Origin of the sequence: Stenotrophomonas sp. NPDC078853 (genome assembly GCF_044901215.1) — a bacterium.
GTDB classification, from domain to species: Bacteria; Pseudomonadota; Gammaproteobacteria; order Xanthomonadales; family Xanthomonadaceae; genus Stenotrophomonas; species Stenotrophomonas lacuserhaii.
This window is the reverse complement of the sequence record NZ_JBJDOQ010000001.1, coordinates 445460-469444: the sequence shown is the minus strand read 5'-3', so window position 1 is coordinate 469444 and position 23985 is coordinate 445460. Positions and strand designations below refer to the sequence as shown.

The following is a 23985-nucleotide window of genomic DNA, read 5'->3' as shown; positions in this document are numbered from 1 at the left end:
GGCGAGCAGATCCACCCGCAAGTGACTCACACCCAGCAGGGCCAGGCGCTGCTGCGCCGCTTCGTGGTGGACGTGTGCGGCTGCGAAACCCTGTGGACCGCCGCCAACATCATCGAAGACCAGATCGCCCGCGTGCGCGAACAGGTCGGCGATGACGAAGTGATCCTGGGCCTGTCCGGCGGCGTCGATTCGTCGGTCGTGGCGGCGCTGCTGCACAAGGCGATCGGTGACAAGCTGACCTGCGTGTTCGTCGACACCGGCCTGCTGCGCTGGCAGGAAGGCGACCAGGTGATGGCGATGTTCGCCGAGCACATGGGCGTCAAGGTGATCCGCGTGAACGCGGCCGACCGTTACTTCGCCAAGCTGGAAGGCGTGAGCGATCCGGAAGCCAAGCGCAAGATCATCGGCAACCTGTTCGTGGACATCTTCGACGAAGAGTCCAACAAGCTGAGCAATGCCAAGTGGCTGGCGCAGGGCACCATCTACCCGGACGTGATCGAGTCGGCCGGCAGCAAGACCGGCAAGGCGCATGTGATCAAGAGCCACCACAACGTGGGCGGGCTGCCGGAGCACATGAAGCTGGGCCTGGTGGAGCCGCTGCGCGAGCTGTTCAAGGACGAGGTGCGCCGCCTGGGTGTTGAACTCGGCCTGCCGCGCAGCATGGTCTACCGCCATCCGTTCCCGGGCCCGGGCTTGGGCGTGCGCATCCTGGGCGAAGTGAAGCGTGAGTATGCCGAACTGCTGGCCAAGGCCGATGCGATCTTCATTGAAGAACTGCGCAAGGCGGATCTGTACGACAAGACCAGCCAGGCGTTCGCTGTGTTCCTGCCGGTGAAGTCAGTCGGCGTGGTGGGGGATGCGCGGGCGTATGAGTGGGTGATCGCGCTGCGTGCGGTGGAGACGATTGACTTCATGACGGCGCACTGGGCGCACCTGCCGTATGAGTTCCTGGGTACGGTGAGTAATAGGATCATCAATGAGCTGCGGGGGGTATCGCGGGTTGTCTATGACATCTCGGGGAAGCCGCCGGCGACTATTGAGTGGGAGTGAGCTGAACGACAAAGGCGCCGAAAGGCGCCTTTGTTGTTTATGGTTGGCCCGTGCTGAGTAAAGCTGGTTACTTTCAGGACGATCAGGTTCGGGCAAGACCGCCGGATTTCGTGCAAAGCATGGATCGGCTCGCGGTCCGATGTGCCGAAGCGGCTGCCGGAGAACATGATGGTGCGATTGTCAGCGCGGCTTTTTGATGCGAGGGGCCTTGCTTGGCAATCAGCGGCGTCTGGGACCGATGCGCTGATGCAGGCCATGACCACGCTGCGGCCTCAGCGCGTCGGCCCGATGCTGCGCCATTGCCTATCAAGGCCAAGCGGCTCAATGGGGTGAAAAACCGTCGAGGGAAAACATCCACGCATGGCGTGGATCTACATGGCGGCTACACTCACCACCTACGCCAGACGGAAGCTTCCCCATGTTCACTGGAAAAGTCGCGGTGGTCACCGGCTCTACCAGCGGTATCGGTCTTGGTATCGCCACCGCGCTTGCGCGGCAAGGCGCCGACATCGTCCTGAATGGATTCGGCGATGCGCGGGAAATCGAAAGAATCCGTTCCAGCCTGGAAGCCGAATTCGGTGTGCGCGTAGCACATGATGGCGCCGACCTGTCGCGTGGCGAGGCGGTGCGGGAAATGATCGCCCATGCCGTTTCCAGAATGGGGCGCATCGACATCCTGGTGAACAACGCAGGCATCCAGCACACCGCGTCCATTGAGGAATTTCCCGTCGAAAAGTGGGACGCGATCCTCGCCCTGAATTTATCCGCAGTGTTCCACGCAACAGCGGCGGCGTTGCCCCACATGAGGCAGCAGGGATCTGGTCGCATCATCAACATTGCGTCGGTGCATGGACTGGTTGCGTCGGTGAACAAGTCCGCTTACGTAGCCGCGAAGCATGGCGTAGTGGGCTTTACCAAAGCGACGGCGTTGGAAACCGCGGGCACCGGCATCACCGCCAATGCCCTCTGTCCGGGTTGGGTGCGAACGGCGCTGGTCGAACAACAGATCACCGCGTTGGCGCAGCGGCAGGGAACGGACCAGGAGTCCGCCGCTCGCGCGTTGCTGGCCGAGAAGCAGCCCTCGCTGCAGTTCGTGACGCCCGGGCAGATCGGCGCGATGGTGGTCTTCCTGGCCTCGGACGCCGCCGCGCAGATGACCGGCACGGCGCTTCCGGTGGATGGCGGCTGGACAGCCCGCTAGCGGGCCGGCCGTGCCCGCCGCTGCACGGCGCCTGCTTAGCTGGGCTTGGCGAACACATCCAGCCCCTTGCCGGTTTCCAACAACGATTTCAGGCTCGACAACACGATCGGCCAGCCTTGGCGGATACCGGTATCCATCCCGCTGCCCACTTCAAGATCTTCGTGCGTCACCGTCAGCTTGACCATGTCCTCATACGGCACGATCTCGAACGTCACCCGGCTGTATGCCTTGGGGTCATCTGCCTGCGAGGCGGCCGCCCAGGTGATGACCAGCCGCGAGGGCGGGGTACTTTCCACCACCTCGCCGACCAGTTCCACCTTGCGTTCGTCGTTGGCGCGCACATGCTGCCAGCGCGAACCGGCCGTCCAGTCCGATACGTTTTCATGCCCCCAGTAAGCGCGTGCGATCTCCGGCCGGGTGATGGCCTCGAACACTTTCTGCGGCGTGGTCGCGATGTAGATGACGTGGATGAAACGGGTGGATTCTGCGGTCATCGTCATTCTCCTTCCAGTTCCTGTTTGAGGTCATGCAGCAGGCTCAGGCGCTGCTGCTCGAACTTGCTTACCCAGCGCGTATAGACATCGTGCAGCGGCACCGGATTGATGAAGTGCAGTTTCTCGCGGCCGCGCCTGACCGTGCTGATCAGATTGGCCTCTTCCAGCAGGCCCAGGTGCTGGGTCACCGATTGCCGGGCCATCTGCAGGTGCTCGCAGAGCTGCCCCAGCGTTTGCCCGTTGCGCTCGCACAGCAGGTCCAGCAGCGTCCTGCGTGTGGGGTCGGCCAGGGCCTTGAATACTCTGTCTACATCCATCGGCGATCTTCAGTTCCAGTTGTCGATCTTGACGTCGTGCGGGCTCGGCTGGCCATGTCCGGTTTCCAGCAGGGCCTTCAGGCTCATCAGGAAGATGGCCCACTTGGTACTGCAGTGGTGCATGAACTCCACGCGTTCTTTCCAGCCTTCGTGGCTGAACAGCACGATGCAATAGTCGCCTTCCTGGTGCAGGGCGAAGCGCGCGGTGGTGCCGAGCCATTCCGCTGGGCCGTCGATGAACTCCCACAGCACCAGGTCGTTGGGCTGCAGTTGCAGCAGCGTCATCTGCATGGCGCCGATTTCCGCGCCATCGGTGGTGAAGCGGGCGGTGACCGTGCCGCCCACGTGGCGATCGCCGGCGGTGCCTTCGGCCCACCAGGCTGCGATGCCTTCCGGCGTGGCAAGGGCCTGGTAGACCTGGGCCGAGGGGGCCCTGATGCCGACCCTGTGTGCGATATCCACCATGACAACGCCTCCGCGATGGGCGGCGGGCGCCGTCCGTGCGGACACAATAGGCAGGTAGATGCCTGCATGTCAAATGGGGAGGGGTGGCCCAGCTTCGACCCGCAGCTGCAGCCCAAGCGCCCGTGTCACCTGGAACAAGGTGACCACGTAAAGCGGAAAGGCATCGTTCAACTGCCGCCGCAGTGTCGCCGGATCCACGCCGCACGCTTTGCCACTTCGTCCATTCCATCCTGTTCCGCGACAAGCAGCAGCGCGCGGGAAAGGCTGGCTTCATCGCACGCCTCCATCCCCAGCCGGTCATCGATAAACGCTGCAAGCCGGGCGGCGCGCGCCTGCGGGCCGTTCACCATCGGCCCTCCAAACTCTGCGCCGATTACTGCGTGGACTCCAACCCAGCCGTCACTGTCGATGAGAATAGTTGCGAAGTGGGGAAGGTACGTCAGCGTGCATGGTCGGCGGATGGGCGGAGAAGCGCTCGGTGGGTGACGACCGTTGGTCGTCACGTTTTTGGGGTGGGCGGGGGAGCGTGACGACCAACGGTCGTCACCCACCAGAGTGGGTCGTCACCCACCATGGCAGGGGCTCCCTTGGCGACCAGCGGTCGTCACTACCAGGCAGGGCGTCACGCTTCACGATGCAGTGGCTATACCGCGCCTATGTCGATCATCTCGGGCACGAAGGCGAGGTCGGTGGCGGGGCTGCCGGCCCTCTGCATCGGCACCAGTTGCAGCGTCAGTGATCCAGGCCTTGGCAGACCATTCTGACCGAGTTTCTTCAATGCGCTGGTCAACTCCACGGAATAGCAATGCCCGTGACTGCCCATGCTCTGGTGGGCCTTGTTGCCGAAGAAGTTGATCGAGGTGACGTAGTGCGGGTCGGTGGTCGGCGTGCGCGGTCCGGCAGTTGGCAGGTTGATGAAGACGCGCACGGAGTGCAGGTTGATGCCGACCCGGGTGCCTCGCAGGACGGCGAAGACGCGGTTGCCGCTGGAAGCTGACGCCGACGGGACGCTGAGCACAGTGCTCAACGGCGCGGAAGGTTTCGCAGCGCCGATGTTCCCGGTACGTGCCCGGGGGATGACGGTGGTCGCGGCGGGATTGAACAGGGCCTTGAAGCGGGTTTCATCCGCATTGGCCTGCGTCTGGCTGCGCGTGGCGCGCGCAGTAACCCGGCTGTCATCGTACTTGTAGCCCAGGTCCGCAGGGCGCCGCAACTTGTCAACCCGGACGCTATAGCGCTGGCCATCCAGGCGCAGGAAATGATTGGGAAACACCATGTCCAGCCAGAGCGGGTCGGTGGTGTTGACATGCCCCTGCAGGATCCAGTTCTCCCAGATCCGGTCTACGTTGGCATGGTGCAGGAAGAACAGCGGGTCACGCGCGGCGGCGGGGAAACCCATGTAGCCGTTCACCTCATCGTGGACGTAATTGTGCGGACCCGATTCCAGCTCTGAAATGGCGCCGCGCCGGCCCAGCCATGCAGGCGATAGGTTGTTCTGGGCCTGCGGTGGCGTGACGCTTTCATCGAACGGGCGGCCCCCGCCGAAGTTCTCCAGGATGGTGGCGTTGAGCACTCCGCGTACTTTGTCCAGTCCTGTTTCGGCGGTCGGGAGGTTGGGAGCCGGCTTCCTTACCTGGCGCATATCGTCGCCAGCAAAGGGAGAGAAGAGGGGGTTGGGCTTGCCTTTGTAGAGCGGGGCGGTAAATGCAGGCGGGTACGTCCGCTGGGTCGACCAGTCCCAGTAGGGCATGGCGAACCGGGTGTATCCGGTCATCGCGATGACGGCTTTCTCGTACATGTCCAGATACGCCCGGTGCCAGGGCAGGAAGTACCAGTTGCCGTGCTGGCAGTGGTTGAAGCTGAAGGAACCGCCATGGATGTCGGCGAACTTGATCCAACTGGTCGCATTGGACTGGTTGCGGCCACGCATTTGTTCAACAAATGACCTGTATGCGACGAGGTCAGGGTCGTCCAGGGACATGTTCGCGATATTGCGGCGCACCCTGAGGTTCTGTTGTGCCGAGGCACCTTTCGAGCCTGCCAGTCCGCTTGCCACGGCCAGCGCGGAAGCGGTTCCCACCATCATCGATCTTCGGTTAAGCACGTTCTCTCCTTGGAAGGGCCGTAATACCCCCCGCAAGGTCGATTCAAGGTTACGGCACCGGTGGCATCAAGCCGGGATTTACGTCGGACCATGCACGGCCGCGCATGGGGTCGGCGCGCCGCTGCACTCGCTGTCCGGCGGCGACAATCCGCAGGCTCGTTAACGTCTGTCCCTCCACGGCCAGTGGTCTACCAGCGCGCTTCCAGGTGCTTGAACGCGCGTGGCAGCAACACGCCATCGGCATCGAATGCGTCAACGCGGCGTCCGTCCACGCGCACCTCGCGCGGCCGCACGCGGCTGGGCCACCACATCCGCACGGCGGTTCCTGCATGCAGCCCTTCGCCCAGCGTCACCGTCAGCACGCCGTCGCGCTGCCGCGCGTCCAGCTTCAACGTGCCAGAGGCGGTCGGCAGGCGTTCCACCGACAGGCCATCACCCGCAAGCCACGAGGCCGGGGTGCCGGGCAGCAGCGACAGCGCATCGTCGTCCTCGCGCATCAGCATCCCGAACAGGGTGCGGCCATATTCCGCGCCGATCCACGTGTGCGGCATGTCGCCCAGGTAGCGCGGAAAGCGCAACCGCGAGTGCACCACTTCGGCCAGTACCTGCCATTCCAGCGGACGTCGGTCGTGCAGCAGGCCGATCAGCAGTTCGTTGGCCGCCTCGGGCTGGCCGAGGTGCACATAACTGAGCACGTTGCGGATTTCGTAGGGCGTATAGGCATACAGCGCGCCGGGCTGCGCGCGTTTGCGCACATCGTCCAGGTAACGCGCGAAGGTGGTGCGCAGCGCGGCATCGGGCAGCACGTCCTGCGCGCCGGTGGGGTCGAGTGCGATCGAAACACCGGTCGGATCGCCATCACCCAGGTCGGCCGAAGACGGAATGAAGTCGATGCCTTTCCACGCCATCGTGGCGCGGATCGAGGCGGCCACCGCGTCATGCAGCAGGCGGCCCTGTTCGCGCGCCCAGGCGGCGGTTTCCGGGTCACCCAGTGACTCGGCCAGCCATGCACCGTCGTGCCAGCCCTTGATGCCCCAGTAGTCATCCCAGTAACTGTGGGTGGGCGCGGGATAGCCTTCGTGGCTGATCGACGGGGCCAGGATGCCGGCGAAACGCTCCGACGCAGGGTGGCCGGCCATGTAGCCCGGCACCAGCGTGCGCTCGCGCAGCTCCTGCAGGAAACGCATCGCCGCCTTTACCTGGGGCAGGTAGGTGCGCACCGATTCCGGGCCGCCATCCAGTCGCGCCACGTCGGCGACCAGGCTGATGTACTGGCCCTGGCTGTCGTATTCGATATCCGAGCCGAAGCCGGTGTTGACGCTGCCGTCGTTGTTGAGGATCGGCGAGACCAGGCCGTTGGCATGCACGCCATGCGCGCTGTACCAGGCCAGGTAATCGCGTGCCACCGAAGCTTCGCCCATGCGCAGCAGCACCGCCGACGTGGCCATGCCATCGCGGATGAACGAGCGGTTGTAGTTGCGCGGGCCGGGCTGCATCGCCGGGCCGGTCTGGTTGATCAGCATGTACGCAGCCTGCGCGCGCAGCATGTCCACCAGCGAATTGTCCGGCAGCCGCAGGCCGACCTGGCCGAGCCGCGCCTGCCAGTCAGCGGATGCGCGTGCGGCAAGTGCATCGAAGCGGGCGTCGGGCTCCTTGGCGGCGTCGGCGAACTGCAGCGGTGGCGCCTGCGGCAGGCTGCCATCGGCGGCCGCTGGCGCGGTGCCCAATGGGAAGGCGACCACGACGGAACTGGATGCGCCGGGCTTCAACGCCACGCGGTAGGCGAGGGCGGCTGCGGCGAGGCCATCGGCATCCTGCGCGCTCTGCGCGTGGGGCAGCCGGCCGCCGGCAATGGCCGCACTGATTTCGCTGCTGCCATCCGCGCCGAACGGTGCCGCGCCGGCTTCGTCCACCGCGGTGAGGGATTGCAGCAGGCGGCGGCCATTCACGCTGACTGTCCGTCCCTCCACGGCGATCTCGCGGATGGGCGACAGGCCGCCGTTCTGCCACGGTGGGTTCATCTGCATCGGGCGCACGGCGAGTGTCAGCGTGCCGTTGATCGCGCTCGTGCCGGTGTTGTGCAGGCGATGACGCACCAGCGTCACCGGCTGCCCGCCGAGTTCAATGGCGAACGCTTCGCTGCGCAGTTCCAGGCCTGGCTGCGGCAGCCAGGACGCCGAGGGCATCGGCTTCCAGCCATCGCGCAGTGCGTGGCGTACCGGTTGCCCCGTGGCGCCCGTGGCGGCGCCGCCGTCAGCGCGCCAGATCGGTTGCACCAACGGAGCCCCCTTGAACGCTTCGATGTTGCCGTACTCATCGAAGATCGATTTCTGCACGCCTGCGTGCACACCTACTGCCGTCCAGTAGGTCTGCTGCAGTAGCAGCGAGGCCGGGGCCAGCGCACGCTGGGCGCCGCTGGCGGCGACCTGGTAACGCTTCATCGGGGTCATCACCGCAGCCGGTCCGAGCAGGCGGATGCGCTGGACCGACGGTGCGTCGCCCTCCACCCGCAGTCGCAGGCTGTGCGCATCCACCGCGGCGTTGCCAGCCAGCCAGCTCTGCTGTCGGCTGCCCGCCTGCGGGTCGCGGGCCAACAGGGTCCACTTGCCGTCTGCGTCCTGCACCTCCAGCTGGGCGGCGCCGTGCACGCTGTCTGCCCAGTCCACCACCAGGCCAGCGGTGGCCAGTGCGCGGGGCAGGCCGATGGCCAGCACATGCCGGCCTTGGGCGTCGCTGGGAATCGTCACCGCGCTGCCGCCCTGCCAGAGTGCGGCGGACGGGGCGGCCGCAAGCCCCGCCACGCGCGCGCTGTCGCGGGTATCCAGCGGTTCCATTTCAAGAATCGATACGCCCCAGTCCGAGGTGCGTTCGGGGCTCGCCACGCGCAGGTAGCGGGCCCGGCGCGGGCCGAAGAACAGGGTCTCGATGCCGCCCAGCGAATCGCCCATTGTGTAAGCCACGTCCCACTGCTTGCCATCCAGCGAAGTCTGCAGGGTATAGCCCTCCGGATTGGAGACATCCCAGGTGATGCGGACGCCGCCGAGCAGTGCCGGCCGGCCTACATCGATCTGGAACCAGTGTCCTGGGCTGAAGGCGCCGCCAGTGACGGTCTTTGGATCGTTGTCGATCAGGTGGCCGATTGCCATCGTCGCCACCTGCTGCGAGGAACTGCTGGCCTGCCATTGGCTGCGCGGCGCCAGTTCCTGCGCGCTGCAGATCCCGGCCCATGCAAGGGTGGGCAGCAACAGCAGGCGTGCCACGCCCGCCATCACAGCTCGGATCGTCTTCCTGTTACCGGCATGCAGCATCATTTTTCCGCTCCTCGGCGCATTTGAAACCCCACGGGGTGAGCAGACGCTAACAGGCAGTGGAAGCGCTTACACGACGCGCTGCGGTACGCTGCGGTCCCGGCCCAAAGCGGATCAGGAAAGGGGCCGGGGGTGGCAGGCGGTCCGCGTGAGCGGGTGTCGAGAGAAGGCTCGCAGGGGATTGCGCGGACCGCTGGCTGAACGCGCCAGATTGCGCCGTATGTCCACGCGTGCGTGCGAGCGATTTCTGGTAGCCGGGGTGTCGCCGACACCGCATCCTGCGCGGGCTCGGTCGTCCAGCGTTCGGTTGAAGTCAGGCCATAGCCCGCACCTCTCGACGATCCTGAGCCGTGTGTGTCGTAAATGGCTTGTCGGTGAGCCGGTCCATCGGGCCGGGAGCGACCCACGATGTCGCCCGAGGGCTGTTTCTACATCCCGTTTTTCCGCTTCTGGGATAGTGCGGATTCAGACCAGTCCTATGGCGGATTCCTCATGAACCAGGTGCCGATCGTCCACGCAACGGAGATGTTGGCCCGTGCGTTCGGCGTCGTCGCAGCGAGCGTACGGCGACAGTCCAGCGGGAGTGAAGACGTGACGGCGAGGTTCGACGTCGTCGATGTCGCGGGACGACAGTGGCGGCTTGAGGCAGCGCCCGCACGCCGTCAGGCTGGCCACGACGCATGGCCCCCGGGCGCGACCCGCTGGGGTCGGCATTGGATGCTGAGCGAAGTGCCTGCCGCGCAGGACGGGCAGGGCGGCGCAACGCCGCCGCAACCGGATCGGGTTGAGCCGGCCCCCTCCTGCAGACCGCACGCCTGGGAGTGCGCCGACGGACGCGCGCTGGAACGGGTGGGCAGCTGGCTCGCGCAGCCGGCCGGCCTGCCGACGGCAACGGATATCCCGGGACAGGCGTTCGTCGACACGTGGCTGAGCAACCGCCAGCACATCGCCACCATGCACGCGCGTGCCGAAGCGCTGCACGATGCGCTTGCCCGGCATGCGTCGGTAGTGGGCCCGACCCCTGCGGGCGGTGCCGCATCGCGGGTATGCAACGAGGCCTATCGCCACCAGCGCGTGCTGAGGCACCTCGTGGAAACCCAGCAGCTGCTGCTGGGGCCGCAGGCGGCGGTGCACCCGGTTGCGGTACGCCGGCAGGCGCTGCGGCGCCTGAATGGCCTGTTGGAATCCGAGCGGGCCCGGCTGCTGCAGGAAGATACGTTATGGCAGGCCGGGGCCGGCTGATCCATCGCGCGCGGCGGGGGACTATTCGCCCGGCTTGGCCGCTGCGCTGACGGCCTCGCTTTTTGCGCGTCGCGCCAGTACGGCTTCCCGGTGGGCGATGTAGGCGTTGGAACCGAGAATGATCAGCGCACCGATGACTGTCCAACGATCCAGCGCTTCGCCGAACAGCAGCCAGGCCATCACGCTGACCAGCGGCAACTGCATGAAGCTGATCGGGGTCAGGGCGGAGACTTCTCCAAGCCGCAACGCGCGCGTCCACAGCAATTGCCCCAGCGTGCCCATCACGCCGGTCAGCGCCAGCCACACCCACGCGATGCCGGTGGGCCATTGCCAGACGAACAGCGCCGGTACCAGCGACAGCGGTACCCAGAACACGTAGGTGTAGAACACCACCGTGTCGGCGCTGTCCACGCGCGTGAGCTGCTTGATCTGGATGGCGACCACCGAGCTGAGCACGGCCGCGGCCACCGCCATCAGGCTGCCGGCGCTGAAGCTGCCGGTGCCCGGCCGCACGATCACCAGTACGCCGATGAAGCCGATGATCACTGCGGCCCAGCGCCGCACGCGCACCGTTTCACCCAGCCACAGCACCGCGGCGATGGTGACGAACAGCGGTGTTGAGTAGGACAGGGAGACCGCCTGCGCCATCGGCAGATGGCCCAGCGCCCAGAACGCGCACAGCATCGAGGCCAGACCGATCGCGCTGCGCAGGAAATAGCGCGGCAACTGCTGGGTCTTCAGCGGGGCACGGCCCGGGCGCAGCAGCATCGGCAGCAGCGCCACCAGGCCGAACGCATTGCGGAAGAAGGCGACTTCCTGGGTCGGCACGTAGGCGGTGGCGTAGCGGATGGCAAGGGCCATGAAGCCGAATGACAACGTGCTGCCCAGCATCAGCCAGGCCGCGCGCATCGGCGGCGCGCCGGTACTGGACAGCGCGGGGGTCACCACTGCGCGCCGATCAGCCGCGGTTCCGGTTCAATCGCTACCGCGAAGGTTTCCAGCACGGAGGCGGAGATGCGCCTGGCCAGTGCCAGAAGCTCTGCGCCGCTGGCACTGCCGTAGTTCACCAGCACCAGCGCGTGGCTGGGTGCGACACCGGCATCGCCGTCGCGGAAGCCCTTCCAGCCGCAGTGTTCGATCATCCAGGCGGCCGATACCTTGCGCTGGTCCTCGCGCTCTGCCGGATACACCGGAAGCTCCGGGAAGGACTGCAACAGGACCTCGACCTGGTCCACGCCGAGGATCGGATTCTTGAAGAAGCTGCCTGCATTGCCCAGCACCTCCGGATCAGGCAGCTTGCGGCTGCGGATGGCGATCACCGCGTTGGCCACGTCCACCGCGCTTGGCGTTTCCACGCCCTGCGCCTGCAGTTCCTCGGCGATGCCGGCGTAGTCCATGCGCAGTTCGTGCAGCAACGGCAGGCGCAGCTCCACGGCCGTGATCAGGTAACGGTCCGGCTGCTGCTTGAACACGCTGTCGCGGTAGCCGAAGGCGCACTGTTCATTGTCCAGCCGCACCCATTGGCCGATCTGGCGATCCCAGGCTTCGACGGCCTGGATGAACTCACCGACCTGGACGCCGTAGGCGCCGATGTTCTGGATCGGCGATGCCCCCACGGTGCCGGGAATAAGCGCCAGGTTTTCCAGTCCGGACAGGCCGTGCTGCAGTGACCACAGCACCAGCTTGTGCCAGTTCACCCCGGCTGCGGCGTGCACCACGGTGTAATCGGCACGGTGTTCCAGAATATCGATCCCCTGGTTGGCGAACACCAGCACGGTGCCCTCCACGTCGCCGGCCAGCAGCACGTTGCTGCCGCTGCCCAGCACCAGCAACGGGCTTTCGGCAACGGCCGGCAAGGCCAAGGCATCGGGCAGGGTGGCGGAGTCCTGGATTTCCAGCAGCTGCGCGGCCTGCGCCTGCACGTGGAAGGTGTTGAGCGCCAGCAACGAGGCGTTTTCGGTGAGGGTCCAGCCGGTGTTCGCCATCACAGGCCTCCCACCGCACCGCGGCTGGGCGCTTCGCGGCGGCGGCGGATCGCCTCCACGCACTCGGACACCAGCGATGGGCCACGGAACACCAGACCGCTGTAAAGCTGCACCAGCGCGGCACCGGCGGCCATCTTGGCCACCGCGTCGGCACCGGAGCTGATGCCGCCCACGCCAACCAGCGGCATGCTTTCCGGCAGCCGCGCGCGCAGGCGGCGCAGCACCAGCGTGGACTGGTCCAGCAGGGGTGCGCCGGACAGACCGCCGGCTTCGTTGGCCAGCGCGTCGCCCGCGATGTGGCTGCGATCAATGGTGGTGTTGGTGGCGATCACCCCGTCCACCTGCAGCTCGGCGAGCACGCGCGCGGCAGCATCGATATCGCGCTCGTTGAGATCCGGCGCCACCTTGACCAGCATCGGCACGCGCTTGCCGTGCATGCTGGCCAGTTGTTCCTGGCGCTCGCGCAGGCCGGCAACCAGCTGGCGCAGCGCGTTTTCTTCCTGCAGTTCGCGCAGGCCGGCGGTATTGGGCGAAGAGATGTTGACCGTGATGTAGTCTGCCAGCGGGTACACCTTGTCCAGGCAGGCGAGGTAATCGTCCAGCGCCTGCTCGTTGGGGGTGTCCTTGTTCTTGCCGATGTTGATGCCGAGCAGGCCACGGCGGTCACGCGCTGCTTCGACGTTGCGCACCAGTGCATCCACGCCTGCGTTGTTGAAGCCCATGCGGTTGATGATGGCGCCATGGTCCGGCAGCCGGAACAGCCGCGGCTTGGGGTTGCCCGCCTGCGGGCGCGGGGTGATGGTGCCGATCTCCACCGAGCCGAAGCCGAGTGCGAACAGGGCATCTATATGCGCGCCGTTCTTGTCCAGTCCCGCCGCCAGGCCGACCGGGTTGGGGAAGGTCAAGCCGAACGCGGGCGTGGGCAGCGGCGCGATACGCGGCGCCACCAGCGGCGTAGTGCCGAAGCGGTAGGCCGTATCCAGCGCGGCCAGGCCCAGGCCGTGAGCGCGTTCGGCATCGAGGGAGAACAGGAAGGGGCGTGCAAGCGAGTACATGGGCAGATCAGTCCAGCGTGCCGAGGAAGGCACGGGTTTGGTATTCAAAAGCAACGTTGCCGTCGATGGCATGCTGGTCGAACAGCGTGCGCAGCGCCGCCAGCATGGCGTCATGCTTCGGTTGGCCGGCTGTGGGGGCGTATGAAGAGGACAGCAGGCGGCCCTTCAGGGCATCGAAGTCCAGCATCTGCACGTTGGGGAAATAGCCGATGGCCTGCAGGCCGCCGGCGAACCACTCGCGCATCTGCTCATCGGTCTGGTAACGCTCGGCCACGGCGCTGTAGTCGGTGCCGAATTCCAGCAGCAGCTGCTCGTAGCCACGCAGGAACGGGGAGGCGTCCAGCAGGCGCGAGTTCCAGAACACCAGCACGCGCCCGCCCGGGGCCAGGATGCGTTTCCACTCGCCGCGCACGGCGTCCGTATCGAACCAGTGGAAGGCCTGCGCGGCGCTGACCAACCCGATGCTGGCATCGGCCAGGCCGGTCGCCTCGGCGGTGCCGTCGGCGGCGCGGAAGCGGGGGTACTCCGTGCCCAGCCACTGTTCGGCCGCCGCACGCATGGCCGCGTTGGGTTCCACCGCGATCAGCGGATGGCCAGCGGCCAGCAGGATCTGGCTGGAAATGCCGGTGCCGGCACCGATGTCGGCCACCAGCGCCTCGCGCGGCACGCCCTGTTCGTCGTGCAGCCACCGCAGCAGGGCGGGCGGGTAACCGGGGCGGAAGCGCACGTAGTCTTCGACGCGGTTGGAGAAGCGCGAGGCGGATTCCGGAGTGCTCATGCCCACCTCATGACGAAACGTGGGCCAGCCAGGCCAGGCCGCCGAAGAAGGCGAGGAAGGCGCCGATGGCCAGCACCGCGCCCAGCACCATCAGCCAGCCCAGGATCAGGCCGCCGATGGCCAGTCCGTCGCCATCGAGCTCGTGCGGGCGGCGGCGGATCTCGGCGCGGGCCATGTGCCCGGTGATGATCGCCCCGAGGCTGGCGATGAAGGGCAGCACGGTCCAGCTGCAGATCCCCAGGACCAGGCTGGCGACGGCCAGTCCACTGGTATGACGGTTAGGCACGCTCATGCGGGTCCTCCCTAAAGACCCGGTCATGATAGAGGTTGTGCCTCCATTAGCCCATCAATACCTGCCCACCATCGACATTGAGCACGTGACCGGTGATCCAACCCGCCAGCGGCGAGCACAGGAACAGCGCGGCATGGGCGATCTCTTCGGGCCGGCCGAAGCGGCCGAACGGAATCTTCGCCAGGGTGCCGTGGTACAGGTCCGGATCGTCCACGCGGCGTCGATCCCACAGGCCATCTTCGAATTCGATCGAGCCCGGCGCGATGGCGTTGACCCGGATCCGGTGCGGCGCCAGCGCCAGCGCCTGGCTGGTCGTGTAATGCGATAGCGCGGCCTTGGCCGCCGCGTACGGCGCAGCGCCGGGACGCGGTTGCTGGGCGGCGATGGACGACAGGTTGAGGATGCAGGCATCAGTGGATGCGCGCAGCCAGGGCAGGGCCAGCCGCGAGGCCCGCACCGCTGCCATCAGGTCCACCTGCAGGCTGGCGGCCCAGCCGTCTTCGTCGTCGGCCATGCCATAGCCGGTCGCGTTGTTGACCAATACGTCGATGCCGCCGAGGGCTTCGGCGGCGTGCTGCAGCCACCCACCGATCTGCTCCAGATTGGACAGATCGGCAGCGTGGGTGTGCAACGGCGTGCCCTGGTCCAAGGCATCGCGTGCCAGGTCATCCAGGCCCTGCTGGCCACGCGCGCAGACCGACACCGATGCACCTGCGCCGGCGAAGGCCAGCGCGATGCAGCGTCCGATGCCCTTGCTGCCCCCGGCAATGAGGACGCGGCGGCCCGGTAGCGCCGAGCCATGCTCGGCGGGATTGCGGGGTGCGTTCATGGTGCTGCCAAGGCCGCCGGGCCGGTCACCATCACAGGTCGAACTTGATGCCCTGGGCCAGCGGCAACGAATCCGAATAGTTGATGGTGTTGGTCTGCCGGCGCATGTAGACCTTCCAGGCATCCGAACCGGATTCGCGACCACCGCCGGTGTCCTTCTCGCCACCGAAAGCGCCACCGATTTCCGCGCCCGAGGTGCCGATGTTGACGTTGGCAATGCCGCAGTCACTGCCGGCCGCGGACAGGAAGCGCTCGGCCACCTTCAGGTTGGTGGTGAAGATCGATGAGGACAGGCCCTGCGGCACGCCGTTCTGCATCTCGATCGCTTCGTCCAGGGTGCTGTACTTCATCACGTACAGGATCGGGGCGAAGGTTTCGTGCTGCACGACTTCATCGCTGTTCTTCAGGCCGGTGACGATGGCCGGCAGCACGAAGTTGCCGGCGCGGTCGATGCGGGTACCGCCGGTCTGCACGGTGCCGCCGCTGGCCTTGGCCTTTTCGATGGATGCCAGGAACTGCTGCACGGCGCCGTCGCTGTTGAGCGGGCCCATCAGGTTGGCCGGGTCGGTCGGATCGCCGATCTTGCCTTCCACCTGCTTGTACGCCTTGACCAGCGTGGCCAGCACGTCGTCATGGATGGATTCGTGCACGATCAGCCGGCGGGTGGTGGTGCAGCGCTGGCCGGCGGTGCCGACCGCACCGAACACGATGCCCGGGATCGCCAGCTTCAGGTCGGCGGTTTCGTCCAGGATGATCGCGTTGTTGCCGCCCAGTTCCAGCAGGCAGCGGCCCAGGCGGTGGGCGACCTTCTCGGCGACGGTACGGCCGACCTGGGTCGAACCGGTGAAGCTGATCAGCGGCACGCGCTTGTCGGCCACCATCTTTTCCGACAGCGCGGTGCCGGCATCGTTGATCAGGAAGAACAGGTCCGGGAAGCCGGCTTCGCGCAGCGCTTCATTGCAGATGCGCATGGAGGCGATCGCGGTCAGCGGGGTCTTGTTGGACGGCTTCCACAGGCAGATGTCGCCGCAGACGGTGGCCAGGAACGCATTCCACGCCCACACCGCGACCGGGAAGTTGAACGCGCTGATGATGCCGACCAGGCCCAGTGGCTGGTACTGCTCGTACATCCGGTGGCCCGGACGCTCCGAGTGCATGGTGTAGCCATACAGCATGCGGCTCTGGCCCACGGCGAAGTCGGCGATGTCGATCATTTCCTGCACTTCGCCGTCGCCTTCCGGCTTGCTCTTGCCCATTTCCAGGGCGACCAGCGAACCCAGCGCATCCTTGTTGGCGCGCAGGGCTTGGCCGCACAGTCGCACCGCTTCGCCACGGCGCGGGGCCGGGGTGGTGCGCCAGGTCTTGAAGGCTTCCTGCGCCCGCGCGATCACGGTTTCGTATTCGTCGGCGGTGGTGGCGCGGACCTGGGCGATGGCTTCACCGGTGGTCGGGTTGACCGGGGTGATCAGCTCGCCGCCGGTGGCGGTGGACCACTCGCCGTTGCCCAGATAGGTACCGGCGTTGATCGCATCCAGGCCCAAGGCCTTGAGCAGCTTGGCAGACATGCAGACTCCCTCTTTTCGCGTTGTATTGGGGCGGCCGCGGGCCCTGCGGGCAGCGGCGCACTGAGCCGGAGATGGTAGCAGAGGGGCCGGCGAGGGCATGGTGCGCTGCGGTGGGGCGGGGCGTCCCCGGTGGGGCCGAGCCATGCTCGGCGGGCGCCGCTGGGCGTTGGCTGGTGGAGCGCGCGGCTGGTGGGGCCCGGGCCCGGTGGGTGACGACCGTTGGTCGTCACGCTGTTGCCGTCGGCGGTCCTCCCGCCGCTGCGCTCGCCGAACGTGGCTCGGCGCTAGCTGGTGTGGTCTTGCCTGGACCAGTCCGGTTGATCGCGGTGCCAACGCCACGCGCTTTCAATGATCGGCGCCAGCTCGGTCCAGCGCGGTACCCAGCCCAGTTGCGCCCGCGCCTTCTCACTGGATGCCACCAGGCTGGCCGGGTCGCCGTCGCGGCGCGGCGCCACCTCGAACGGCACCGGCTTGCCGGACACCTCGGCCGCCGTCGCGATGACTTCGCGCACAGAGAAGCCCCGGCCGTTACCCAGGTTGAAGGCATGCGCCCCGTCATTGGCTTCCATGAAGCCCAGGGCCAGCGCATGCGCCTGGGCAAGGTCCTGCACGTGCACGTAATCCCGCACACAGGTGCCATCCGGGGTCGGGTAATCGTCGCCGAACACCTTCAGCGCCGGACCATCGCCCAAGGCGGCCTTCAGCACATTCGGGATCAGGTGGGTCTCGCACAGGTGCGCTTCGCCGATGCCCTGGTCGGGCAGGGCGCCGGCGGCGTTGAAGTAGCGCAGCGACACCGAGCGCAGGCCGTAGGCGGTGGCCGCATCGGCAAGAATCCGCTCGGCCATCAGCTTGCTGGCGCCGTAGGGGTTGATGGGGGCCTTGGGATGCTCTTCGTCGATGAGGTCTGCGACGGGGTTGCCGAAAATGGCTGCGGTGGAGGAAAACACGATGCGTTGGACGTCATGCCGCTGCATCGCCTCAAGCAGGTTGATGGTGCCGGTGACATTGTTGCGATAGTAGGCGTTGGGCTGTCGGACCGACTCCCCGACCAGCGAACGTGCGCAGAAATGAATGACCGCATCGAAGCGGCGTCCCTTCAATGCCTGATCCAGTGCGCCGGGGTCGAGCAGATCTGCGTGGATGAACTCGCCCCAGTGCACTGCGCCGCGGTGGCCGGTGGAGAGGTTGTCCAGCACAGTGACTTGGTGGCCCTGATCCTGGAGCCAGTGCGACATATGACTGCCGATGTAGCCGGCTCCGCCGCAGATGAGGACGTTTTTCATGGGTTGCCTATCGAAGTTGCGGGCCACGCCTGGGCCTCCGCGTGCGAGCCGCCCATGCTAGCAGGGGCGGATCGCGAACGATCCGATTCGGCAGGCGGCACGTGACGTGCCGCGTCACTTTAGAGTGATGCGTGTCAATTATCTGGCGCCACGATGGTCGTTTCGATGGTAGATGTGACCCAGTTCACCAATCTGCTGCGATCTGGTACACGCCAAGTCTGGTACATTTACGTCACTTATTGACGCCCAAAGCGATCATCAAACGTAACTGTGCTGGCAGGGGAGGCCGGTGCGCTGGAGTATGTTGTGCGGGCAGACGCCGAAGAAGGAAAGACCGACGTGCTACATGGATCCGTAGAGGGTTTGGCGCCAGCGCATCCGCAGCCGCGCCGGGTCGAGGCGCGCGCTGCACTGGAGCTGGTTCTCCGGCTCGCTGATCTGCTGTCCATTCCGGGCGCAGCGGTCGTCTCCCATCTTGTCCGCTTTGGCTTCGTGGCGCCTTCCGCTTCGCAGCGCGTGGTCTTCGGCGCGGTCCTGCTGAGCACGATGGTGTGTTTCTCCGTGGCGCCGATGTATCGCCAGTGGCGTGCCCGCGGCCTGCTGGCCGACCTTTGGTTCCTGCTGCTGGCCTGGACAGCGGTCTTCGGCCTTTTCTCCACGTATGCCGTGCTGGTGGACATGACCGACTCGGTGCCCACCACATGGTTGGTCGGCTGGTACGCGATGGGGCTGGCGGCGATGACCACCACCCGCGTCGGGTTGCGGGTGCAATTGCATCGTCTGCGGGCACGCGGGCTGGATCGCGAGCGCGTACTACTCGTAGGCCTCCGCGCGCCATCGCTGAAGCTGCACCGACTGCTGCGGGGCAAACCGGAAATGGGCAAGGAGGTCATCGGTTACTTCTCCAGCCCCGGCGATATTCCAACCCGCCGCCGCGCCGACGTTCCGCGCTTCCTCGGGGGGATTGAAGACCTGCCGCAGTACATGGACCTGCATCGCGGCGAATTTGACCAGGTATGGGTGTCCCTGCAGATGGGCAGCGGCCCGCAGATCAAGGACATGCTGAAGAAGATCGAGCGCTTTCCGGTGCCGGTCCGCATCATTCCGGACATCAGTGGTTACGGCACGCTCAACCCGGGTGTCCATCTGGTCGGCAACGTGCCGATGATCGGTGTGCGGCAGGGCTTGCCGGACCAGCATTTCAGGCTGGTGAAGCGGATCGAGGACCTGCTGGTGGCCGGCATCGCGGTGGTGTTGCTGGCGCCTGTGTTCGCGGTGCTGGCGGTCGGCGTGAAGCTGAGTTCGCCGGGCCCGGTCCTGTTCCGCCAGCGCCGGCATGGGCTCGGCGGAAAGGAATTCTGGATGTTGAAATTCCGCTCCATGCGCGTGCATGCCGAGACCCCGGATACCATCACCCAGGCAACCCGCCACGATCCGCGCATCACCCGCTTTGGTTCCTTCCTGCGCCGCAGCAGCCTGGATGAGCTGCCGCAGTTCTTCAATGTGCTCGGCGGCAGCATGTCGGTGGTTGGGCCGCGCCCGCACGCGATCCAGCACAACAACCACTATGAAAAGCTGATCGGGCGTTACATGCACCGTCATTACGTCAAGCCGGGCATTACCGGGTGGGCCCAGGTGCATGGGTTGCGTGGCGAAACGCCGGAGCTGCGCTCGATGAAGAAGCGCGTGCAGTACGACATCGACTACATTCGTCGATGGAGTCCGACGCTGGACGTGCGCATCATCGCGTTGACGGCGTTCAAGGTGTTGGGGCAGAAGTCGGCTTACTAGGCCGGCTTGCTGATGCATCCTGGCCGGCCGCTGCGCTACCCTGTGCGTTGATGGCGACAGGAACCGGTTGTGTTCAAGAATATTCTTTTCGTATGCGTGGGAAACATCTGCCGCAGCCCTTCGGCGGAGGTCATGCTGCGCGACCTGGTGGCCGGCAAGGGCATCGAGGTGTCTTCTGCGGGGCTGGGGGCGCTGGTCGACCATGGCGTCGATCCCACGGCACAGGCATTGCTGCTCGAGCACGGGCTCGATGGCAGCAGCCACCGTGGCCGGCAGATCAGTGGCAGCATCCTCGGGCAGGCTGATCTGGTATTGACGATGGAACGCAAGCACGTCCGCCGCATCACCGAGATCGCACCGGAAGCCTCGGGAAAGACCTTCCTGCTGGGCAAGTGGCAGCAGGACCGTGAGATTCCCGATCCGTATCGTCAGCAGCGCGCCGCCTTCGAGCATGTGTACAAGCTGATGGCCGAAGGCGTGCAGAGCTGGGTCAAGTACCTGTAGCGCGCGTGGGTGTGCCGCGGCAGTGCCGACCCTGCCCGGCACGTCACCCGGTCAGTCGGTGATCGACTTCAGGTTGTCATAGAAGAAGCGCTCGTCGCGCTCGCTGGTTACGTTGTACAGCGAGTACTTGCGTGACAGCATCGCGCCACCGTCGCGGATCAGCGGGTTCCAGTTGATTGCCGCACGCGCGCGGGTGGAGCGGGGCAGGACGTGGTCGAACGGGATGCTGAAGTAGAGCCCCTTGTCGAAGCTGCCTTCGCCGAAGTCCGCGGCCGACACATCGGTCTTGGTCGCGTACGCGCCCATGGTCACGCCGTTGTCGAACACGCGCGCGATGTTCACCGTGGCGCCATAGTCGCCGGCCAGGTAGCGGCCGACCGACATCGAGCCGACGATGCGTTCGCGTGCATCAAAGGCGTAGTACAGCGTGGCATGGCCGGTGGTCATGCGGTAATCGCGCAGGCCCCAGTGCTGGTCGAAGTCGCGCTGCTGCACGCGGTTGATGTTCACCCCGACAGCCCAGGGCTGGTCCATCGGGCGGTACAGCAGCTCACCGCCGACGCCGGCATACATCCATTCCAGGTAGCCGGCGTACGCCATGCCGTAGACATCGCGACCGAAGCGGTGGGCGAGGTTGAGCTGCAGGTTGGGCAGGGTCACGTCATTGTCGACCATGTAGCGACGCAGGTCGGTACGCACGCGCGGCAGCCGGCTGGGCGCGTTGTACTTGAACTTGTCGTAGTTGTTCAACAGGTCCGCGCTCACCGTCCCGGTCAGCCAGATGTCCGGGCGGAAGAAGAAGCTGCCCGAATAGTTCGCCGCGACCTGGTACAGGATGAAGCCGTCCGGGCCACCGAGATTCTGCCGGTAACCCAGGCTGAAGCCGCCGCCGTACGGGCTGTGCGGGGCGCGGTAGAGCACCTCGCGGTCCACTTCGGCAGGTGCCTGCAGATCAGTGCTGCGCCGCAGGACATCGTCCTCGACCGTGCCGTCCAGGTTGCCCAACAGCGCATCACGCTTGACCGACATATCCACGATCGGCATGCCCAGTCGGGTGGTGCGCAGGGTGTACCAATCGTAATCCTCGCCCGTCGTACTGGACAGGATGCGGCCTGCCCGACCGAGGCCCTTGGCCGGACTGAAGTAACGCACCTGGTAGCCGTCGACGAACAGTTCGCTGCCACGGCGGGAAATCTGGTCCACGCGGAAGCCGGCGTTGTCGCGCAGCTGCGATGAAACGGTTGCCCAGTCGGGCTCCACCCCACCGGAAGCGCCGGTTTCAGGCCCGTCGGCGGCCAACGCCAGGGCAGGGGCCTGGGCGGCCTTGGCGCCCTGCGCGGCGGCTGCGGCCGGGTTGATCGGCGGGGGATCAAACGGCTTGGGCGCCGCGGATGCGCCGCCGGGATTGCCGCGCAGCGTAAGCGAGAACATCGCCGCGTCGCCGCGCTCCCACGCCGCCGTCAACTCGACATTGCGGTTGGGAACGTAGACGAGGCCGACATTGATCGGCGTGCGCTGGGTCAGGTTGTTGTTGCGCGGTTCCCGCTTGTAGTCGTTGCCGTCGTATTCCACTTTCACCAGCAAGGCATCCCACGGTGTCTGGTAGGTAAGACCACCAAAGATGCCGACCGGGCCGCGGAACATGTTGCTGACGCCGAACTTGCCGGCCTGGGCAATGGCGCTGGTGGCGATCGGACGACGGTCCTTGAACCGGTCATCGATGATGCCCAGCGGGTTGGAGAAGTCGCCACGGTTGCCCAGGTAGCCGGTCGCCAGGCCCAGCGAGGCGTCGACGGGGCCGAAGTTCTTGCTGGCCACCAGGTATTCACTGGAGAAGAAGCCGGTGCCGCCGATGTCGCGCACGCCGAACGCTACGTCCGGCATCCAGCGCGATTCCTGCCACAGACGCAGCTTGAAATCGATCGACTTGTCCTTGTAGTTCTGGTCGCCGGCAATGTTCGGTCCATAACGGATATTGGACACGTTGATGTAGCGGAACGTTCCTTCAAGCCAGCTGAACGGCTGCAACGTGACGTTGTAGCGGCTGTAGGGAGAGTTGTGCGACGCGGTGAAGGCGATGTCGCCCGCGGTGTTCATGCGCGCAGTGGGGGTCTGCAGCAGCCCGCTGCCACCCCATTCGCTCGCGGTGACCGGTGGAGCCTGCTGCGCGTGAAGCGCGGTGGACAGGCACATCGCCAGCAGGCTCACGGCGAGGGTGGCGGGCCCACGGGCGGGCAGGGGTTTTGCGGAAACGGTCATCAAGGATCGACAGGTTGCGTGGCGATGAACGAAGCAAAGTCTTCGTTGAAGGAGGTGTCGATGTGCTTCATCGCCGACTCGCGCACTGGCACGTAGATCGTGCCGCCGGCGGCCACGGGCTGCGGATCGGCACGGTTCCACGCCGCGATGCCCAAGGCCTGCACCAGCCCGTCCGGCTGCACGACGTACAGCGTGTCCGGATCTGCGGCACCGGAAACAGGGCAGTGCGCCAGGTAGGCCTTTGCATCCTGCAGCGGCTGGTGAGGCAGCGTGCAGGGCTGGATCACGGCGCCGACGACGTGCACGGTCTGCGGGCGCAGCGGGATGATGATGCTGTCTCCCTGCCTGGCGACGGGATTGTTGGGCGGCTGCACCTGCATCAGGCGGCGGTCCAGCACCAGCCGCACGCGGCCGGTTGCCGGATGTGCTTCCAGCCACTCGTGCAGTAGTTCGCCTGCTGCCCGCACATCGAGGTTTTCATGCTGCGGCAACTGACTCAGCGTATGCAGCAGGCCGGCGCGCTGGCGCAGCTGGTCCTGCCTTTCTTGTTCGCGCTGCAGGCTGCTGCCGAGCAGGTAGGCCGCAGCGCTGGGGCGCGCGGCGTTGAGCACGTCGGAGATGCGTCCACCCGCCTGCACTTGGACGGTGCCGGCTGCCTCGACCGCGCCCTGCACGCTGACTTCGGACACACCCGGGATCGGTGATGCGGCCCACAGGCAGGAAGAGCAGGCCAGGAGTACAAGCGTTGCCGCACTGCGAAACATCATCATTCAGTCCTGCGCCGTGCGGTAGGGTTTGAGCTGGGTGAGTTCCACGGCATAGCCGGGCGCCAGGTGCTGGCGACTCTTCCAGATGAAACCGGTCGTCGCATCCGCCCAGTACAGGTTGGTGGAACCGATGCCCCCGCCTTGCAGCTGTTCTTCGAAACGCACCAGCTGCATCTGCCTGCCGAGGATTTCCACCTTGTCCGTGCCGTGGCGGGTGAGTGTCCCGGTGACCGGCACCGACACCGCATAGGCGGGGGTTGCGTCGTACTGGCGCTGCACCTTCACCGGCGTGGTGACCTTCGCGAGGTCGTGGAACGGCGAATCGCCGACGATGCGGCTGGCGATCTGTCGACCGTTGCCGGACGTCGAGGTCACCAGGCCATCGCGGTCCAGGTGGAACACCGCTTCCCTTCCTGCGTACCAGACCTGCTGCCCATCATCGACATAGCCGAGCACCATGACCGCGCTCATGTCCGGGGCGCGCAGCTGGATCTGCGGATAGCGGTTGGCGGCGACCTGCGCAGGTGTGGCTTCAACGTCACGGTTGAAAAGCAGCCGGAACGAATCGCTGGTGGAGCGACTGGCCGATGTACAGGCGGCCAGCGCGAACACCAGCGCAGATCCGGCGACAAGCGGTGGGATGGCGCGCCAGCTGCGCAAGGCAGCGCGCTGCGAGGCCTTACGGGCCATCATG

Annotated in this window: 22 protein-coding genes; 5 read left to right on the top strand and 17 right to left on the bottom strand. The window is 66.1% G+C overall.

Annotated features, from left to right (window positions below; all coding sequences use genetic code 11):
* A partial coding sequence (gene guaA, locus ACI2JH_RS02145) for a glutamine-hydrolyzing GMP synthase (RefSeq protein WP_404735289.1) occupies window positions 1–1050 on the top strand: 1050 nt, incomplete at its 5' end.
* A 418-nt stretch (window positions 1051–1468) separates the two neighbouring features.
* Window positions 1469–2251, top strand: a complete 783-nt coding sequence (locus ACI2JH_RS02140; RefSeq protein WP_182655643.1) for a 3-hydroxybutyrate dehydrogenase — start codon at window positions 1469–1471, stop codon at window positions 2249–2251.
* A 35-nt stretch (window positions 2252–2286) separates the two neighbouring features.
* Here ACI2JH_RS02140 and ACI2JH_RS02135 read toward each other — a convergent pair whose 3' ends face one another.
* From ACI2JH_RS02135 to ACI2JH_RS02110, 6 genes are all read right to left on the bottom strand, one after another.
* Window positions 2287–2745 (bottom strand): SRPBCC family protein, encoded by a 459-nt coding sequence (locus ACI2JH_RS02135; RefSeq protein ID WP_404735288.1) that lies wholly within the window; start codon window positions 2743–2745, stop codon window positions 2287–2289.
* Between the two features lie 2 nt (window positions 2746–2747).
* Window positions 2748–3062, bottom strand: a complete 315-nt coding sequence (locus tag ACI2JH_RS02130) for a helix-turn-helix transcriptional regulator (RefSeq protein WP_042612481.1) — start codon at window positions 3060–3062, stop codon at window positions 2748–2750.
* 9 nt (window positions 3063–3071) lie between these two features.
* Window positions 3072–3527, bottom strand: a complete 456-nt coding sequence (locus ACI2JH_RS02125; RefSeq protein ID WP_404735287.1) for an SRPBCC domain-containing protein — start codon at window positions 3525–3527, stop codon at window positions 3072–3074.
* Window positions 3528–3694: 167 nt separating this feature from the next.
* Window positions 3695–3877: a hypothetical protein gene (locus ACI2JH_RS02120; protein WP_404735286.1), complete on the bottom strand. Its 183-nt coding sequence runs from the start codon at window positions 3875–3877 to the stop codon at window positions 3695–3697.
* Window positions 3878–4170: 293 nt separating this feature from the next.
* Window positions 4171–5613, bottom strand: coding sequence for a tyrosinase family protein (locus ACI2JH_RS02115; RefSeq protein ID WP_404735285.1), 1443 nt, complete (start codon window positions 5611–5613; stop codon window positions 4171–4173).
* 206 nt (window positions 5614–5819) lie between these two features.
* A complete protein-coding gene (locus ACI2JH_RS02110; RefSeq protein WP_404735284.1) occupies window positions 5820–8942 on the bottom strand; it encodes a discoidin domain-containing protein in 3123 nt (1040 codons plus the stop codon).
* 405 nt (window positions 8943–9347) lie between these two features.
* Between ACI2JH_RS02110 and ACI2JH_RS02105 the strand changes: the two genes are divergently transcribed.
* Window positions 9348–10181, top strand: a complete 834-nt coding sequence (locus ACI2JH_RS02105; protein WP_404735283.1) for a hypothetical protein — start codon at window positions 9348–9350, stop codon at window positions 10179–10181.
* A 21-nt stretch (window positions 10182–10202) separates the two neighbouring features.
* Here ACI2JH_RS02105 and ACI2JH_RS02100 read toward each other — a convergent pair whose 3' ends face one another.
* The 8 genes from ACI2JH_RS02100 to galE form a co-directional block, all read right to left on the bottom strand.
* Complete coding sequence (locus ACI2JH_RS02100; RefSeq protein ID WP_182655810.1) at window positions 10203–11090, bottom strand: DMT family transporter; 888 nt, start codon at window positions 11088–11090, stop codon at window positions 10203–10205.
* Between the two features lie 32 nt (window positions 11091–11122).
* Window positions 11123–12166, bottom strand: coding sequence for a UDP-N-acetylmuramate dehydrogenase (murB, locus tag ACI2JH_RS02095; RefSeq protein WP_404735282.1), 1044 nt, complete (start codon window positions 12164–12166; stop codon window positions 11123–11125).
* A complete protein-coding gene (locus ACI2JH_RS02090) occupies window positions 12166–13221 on the bottom strand; it encodes a quinone-dependent dihydroorotate dehydrogenase (protein WP_101099061.1) in 1056 nt (351 codons plus the stop codon). Before ACI2JH_RS02090 ends, murB begins: the two co-directional genes overlap by 1 nt.
* A gap of 7 nt (window positions 13222–13228) precedes the next feature.
* The gene (locus ACI2JH_RS02085) at window positions 13229–13999 is read right to left on the bottom strand and encodes a class I SAM-dependent methyltransferase (RefSeq protein WP_191768049.1); all 771 of its coding nucleotides are present in this window, start codon (window positions 13997–13999) and stop codon (window positions 13229–13231) included.
* Between the two features lie 7 nt (window positions 14000–14006).
* Window positions 14007–14291: a DUF4190 domain-containing protein gene (locus tag ACI2JH_RS02080; RefSeq protein ID WP_042612490.1), complete on the bottom strand. Its 285-nt coding sequence runs from the start codon at window positions 14289–14291 to the stop codon at window positions 14007–14009.
* A gap of 46 nt (window positions 14292–14337) precedes the next feature.
* Window positions 14338–15120 (bottom strand): SDR family NAD(P)-dependent oxidoreductase, encoded by a 783-nt coding sequence (locus ACI2JH_RS02075; RefSeq protein WP_404735281.1) that lies wholly within the window; start codon window positions 15118–15120, stop codon window positions 14338–14340.
* Window positions 15121–15151: 31 nt separating this feature from the next.
* The gene (locus ACI2JH_RS02070; protein ID WP_191768053.1) at window positions 15152–16684 is read right to left on the bottom strand and encodes an aldehyde dehydrogenase family protein; all 1533 of its coding nucleotides are present in this window, start codon (window positions 16682–16684) and stop codon (window positions 15152–15154) included.
* A 284-nt stretch (window positions 16685–16968) separates the two neighbouring features.
* Window positions 16969–17970, bottom strand: coding sequence for a UDP-glucose 4-epimerase GalE (galE, locus tag ACI2JH_RS02065; RefSeq protein WP_404735280.1), 1002 nt, complete (start codon window positions 17968–17970; stop codon window positions 16969–16971).
* A gap of 363 nt (window positions 17971–18333) precedes the next feature.
* Here galE and ACI2JH_RS02060 point away from each other — a divergent pair, with 363 nt between their 5' ends.
* Both ACI2JH_RS02060 and ACI2JH_RS02055 read left to right on the top strand, forming a co-directional pair.
* Window positions 18334–19761, top strand: coding sequence for an undecaprenyl-phosphate glucose phosphotransferase (locus ACI2JH_RS02060; protein WP_404735279.1), 1428 nt, complete (start codon window positions 18334–18336; stop codon window positions 19759–19761).
* A gap of 69 nt (window positions 19762–19830) precedes the next feature.
* Window positions 19831–20265 carry a low molecular weight protein-tyrosine-phosphatase gene (locus ACI2JH_RS02055; protein WP_182655657.1) on the top strand — a complete coding sequence of 145 codons (435 nt, stop codon included), beginning with the start codon at window positions 19831–19833 and terminating at the stop codon, window positions 20263–20265.
* A 51-nt stretch (window positions 20266–20316) separates the two neighbouring features.
* Here ACI2JH_RS02055 and ACI2JH_RS02050 read toward each other — a convergent pair whose 3' ends face one another.
* The 3 genes from ACI2JH_RS02050 to ACI2JH_RS02040 form a co-directional block, all read right to left on the bottom strand.
* Window positions 20317–22524, bottom strand: coding sequence for a YjbH domain-containing protein (locus ACI2JH_RS02050; protein ID WP_404735278.1), 2208 nt, complete (start codon window positions 22522–22524; stop codon window positions 20317–20319).
* Complete coding sequence (locus ACI2JH_RS02045; RefSeq protein WP_404735277.1) at window positions 22524–23213, bottom strand: capsule biosynthesis GfcC family protein; 690 nt, start codon at window positions 23211–23213, stop codon at window positions 22524–22526. The genes ACI2JH_RS02050 and ACI2JH_RS02045 overlap by 1 nt, the downstream gene beginning before the upstream one ends.
* Before the next feature lie 81 nt (window positions 23214–23294).
* Window positions 23295–23984, bottom strand: a complete 690-nt coding sequence (locus ACI2JH_RS02040; RefSeq protein ID WP_223181626.1) for a YjbF family lipoprotein — start codon at window positions 23982–23984, stop codon at window positions 23295–23297.
* Window position 23985 lies beyond the last annotated feature (1 nt).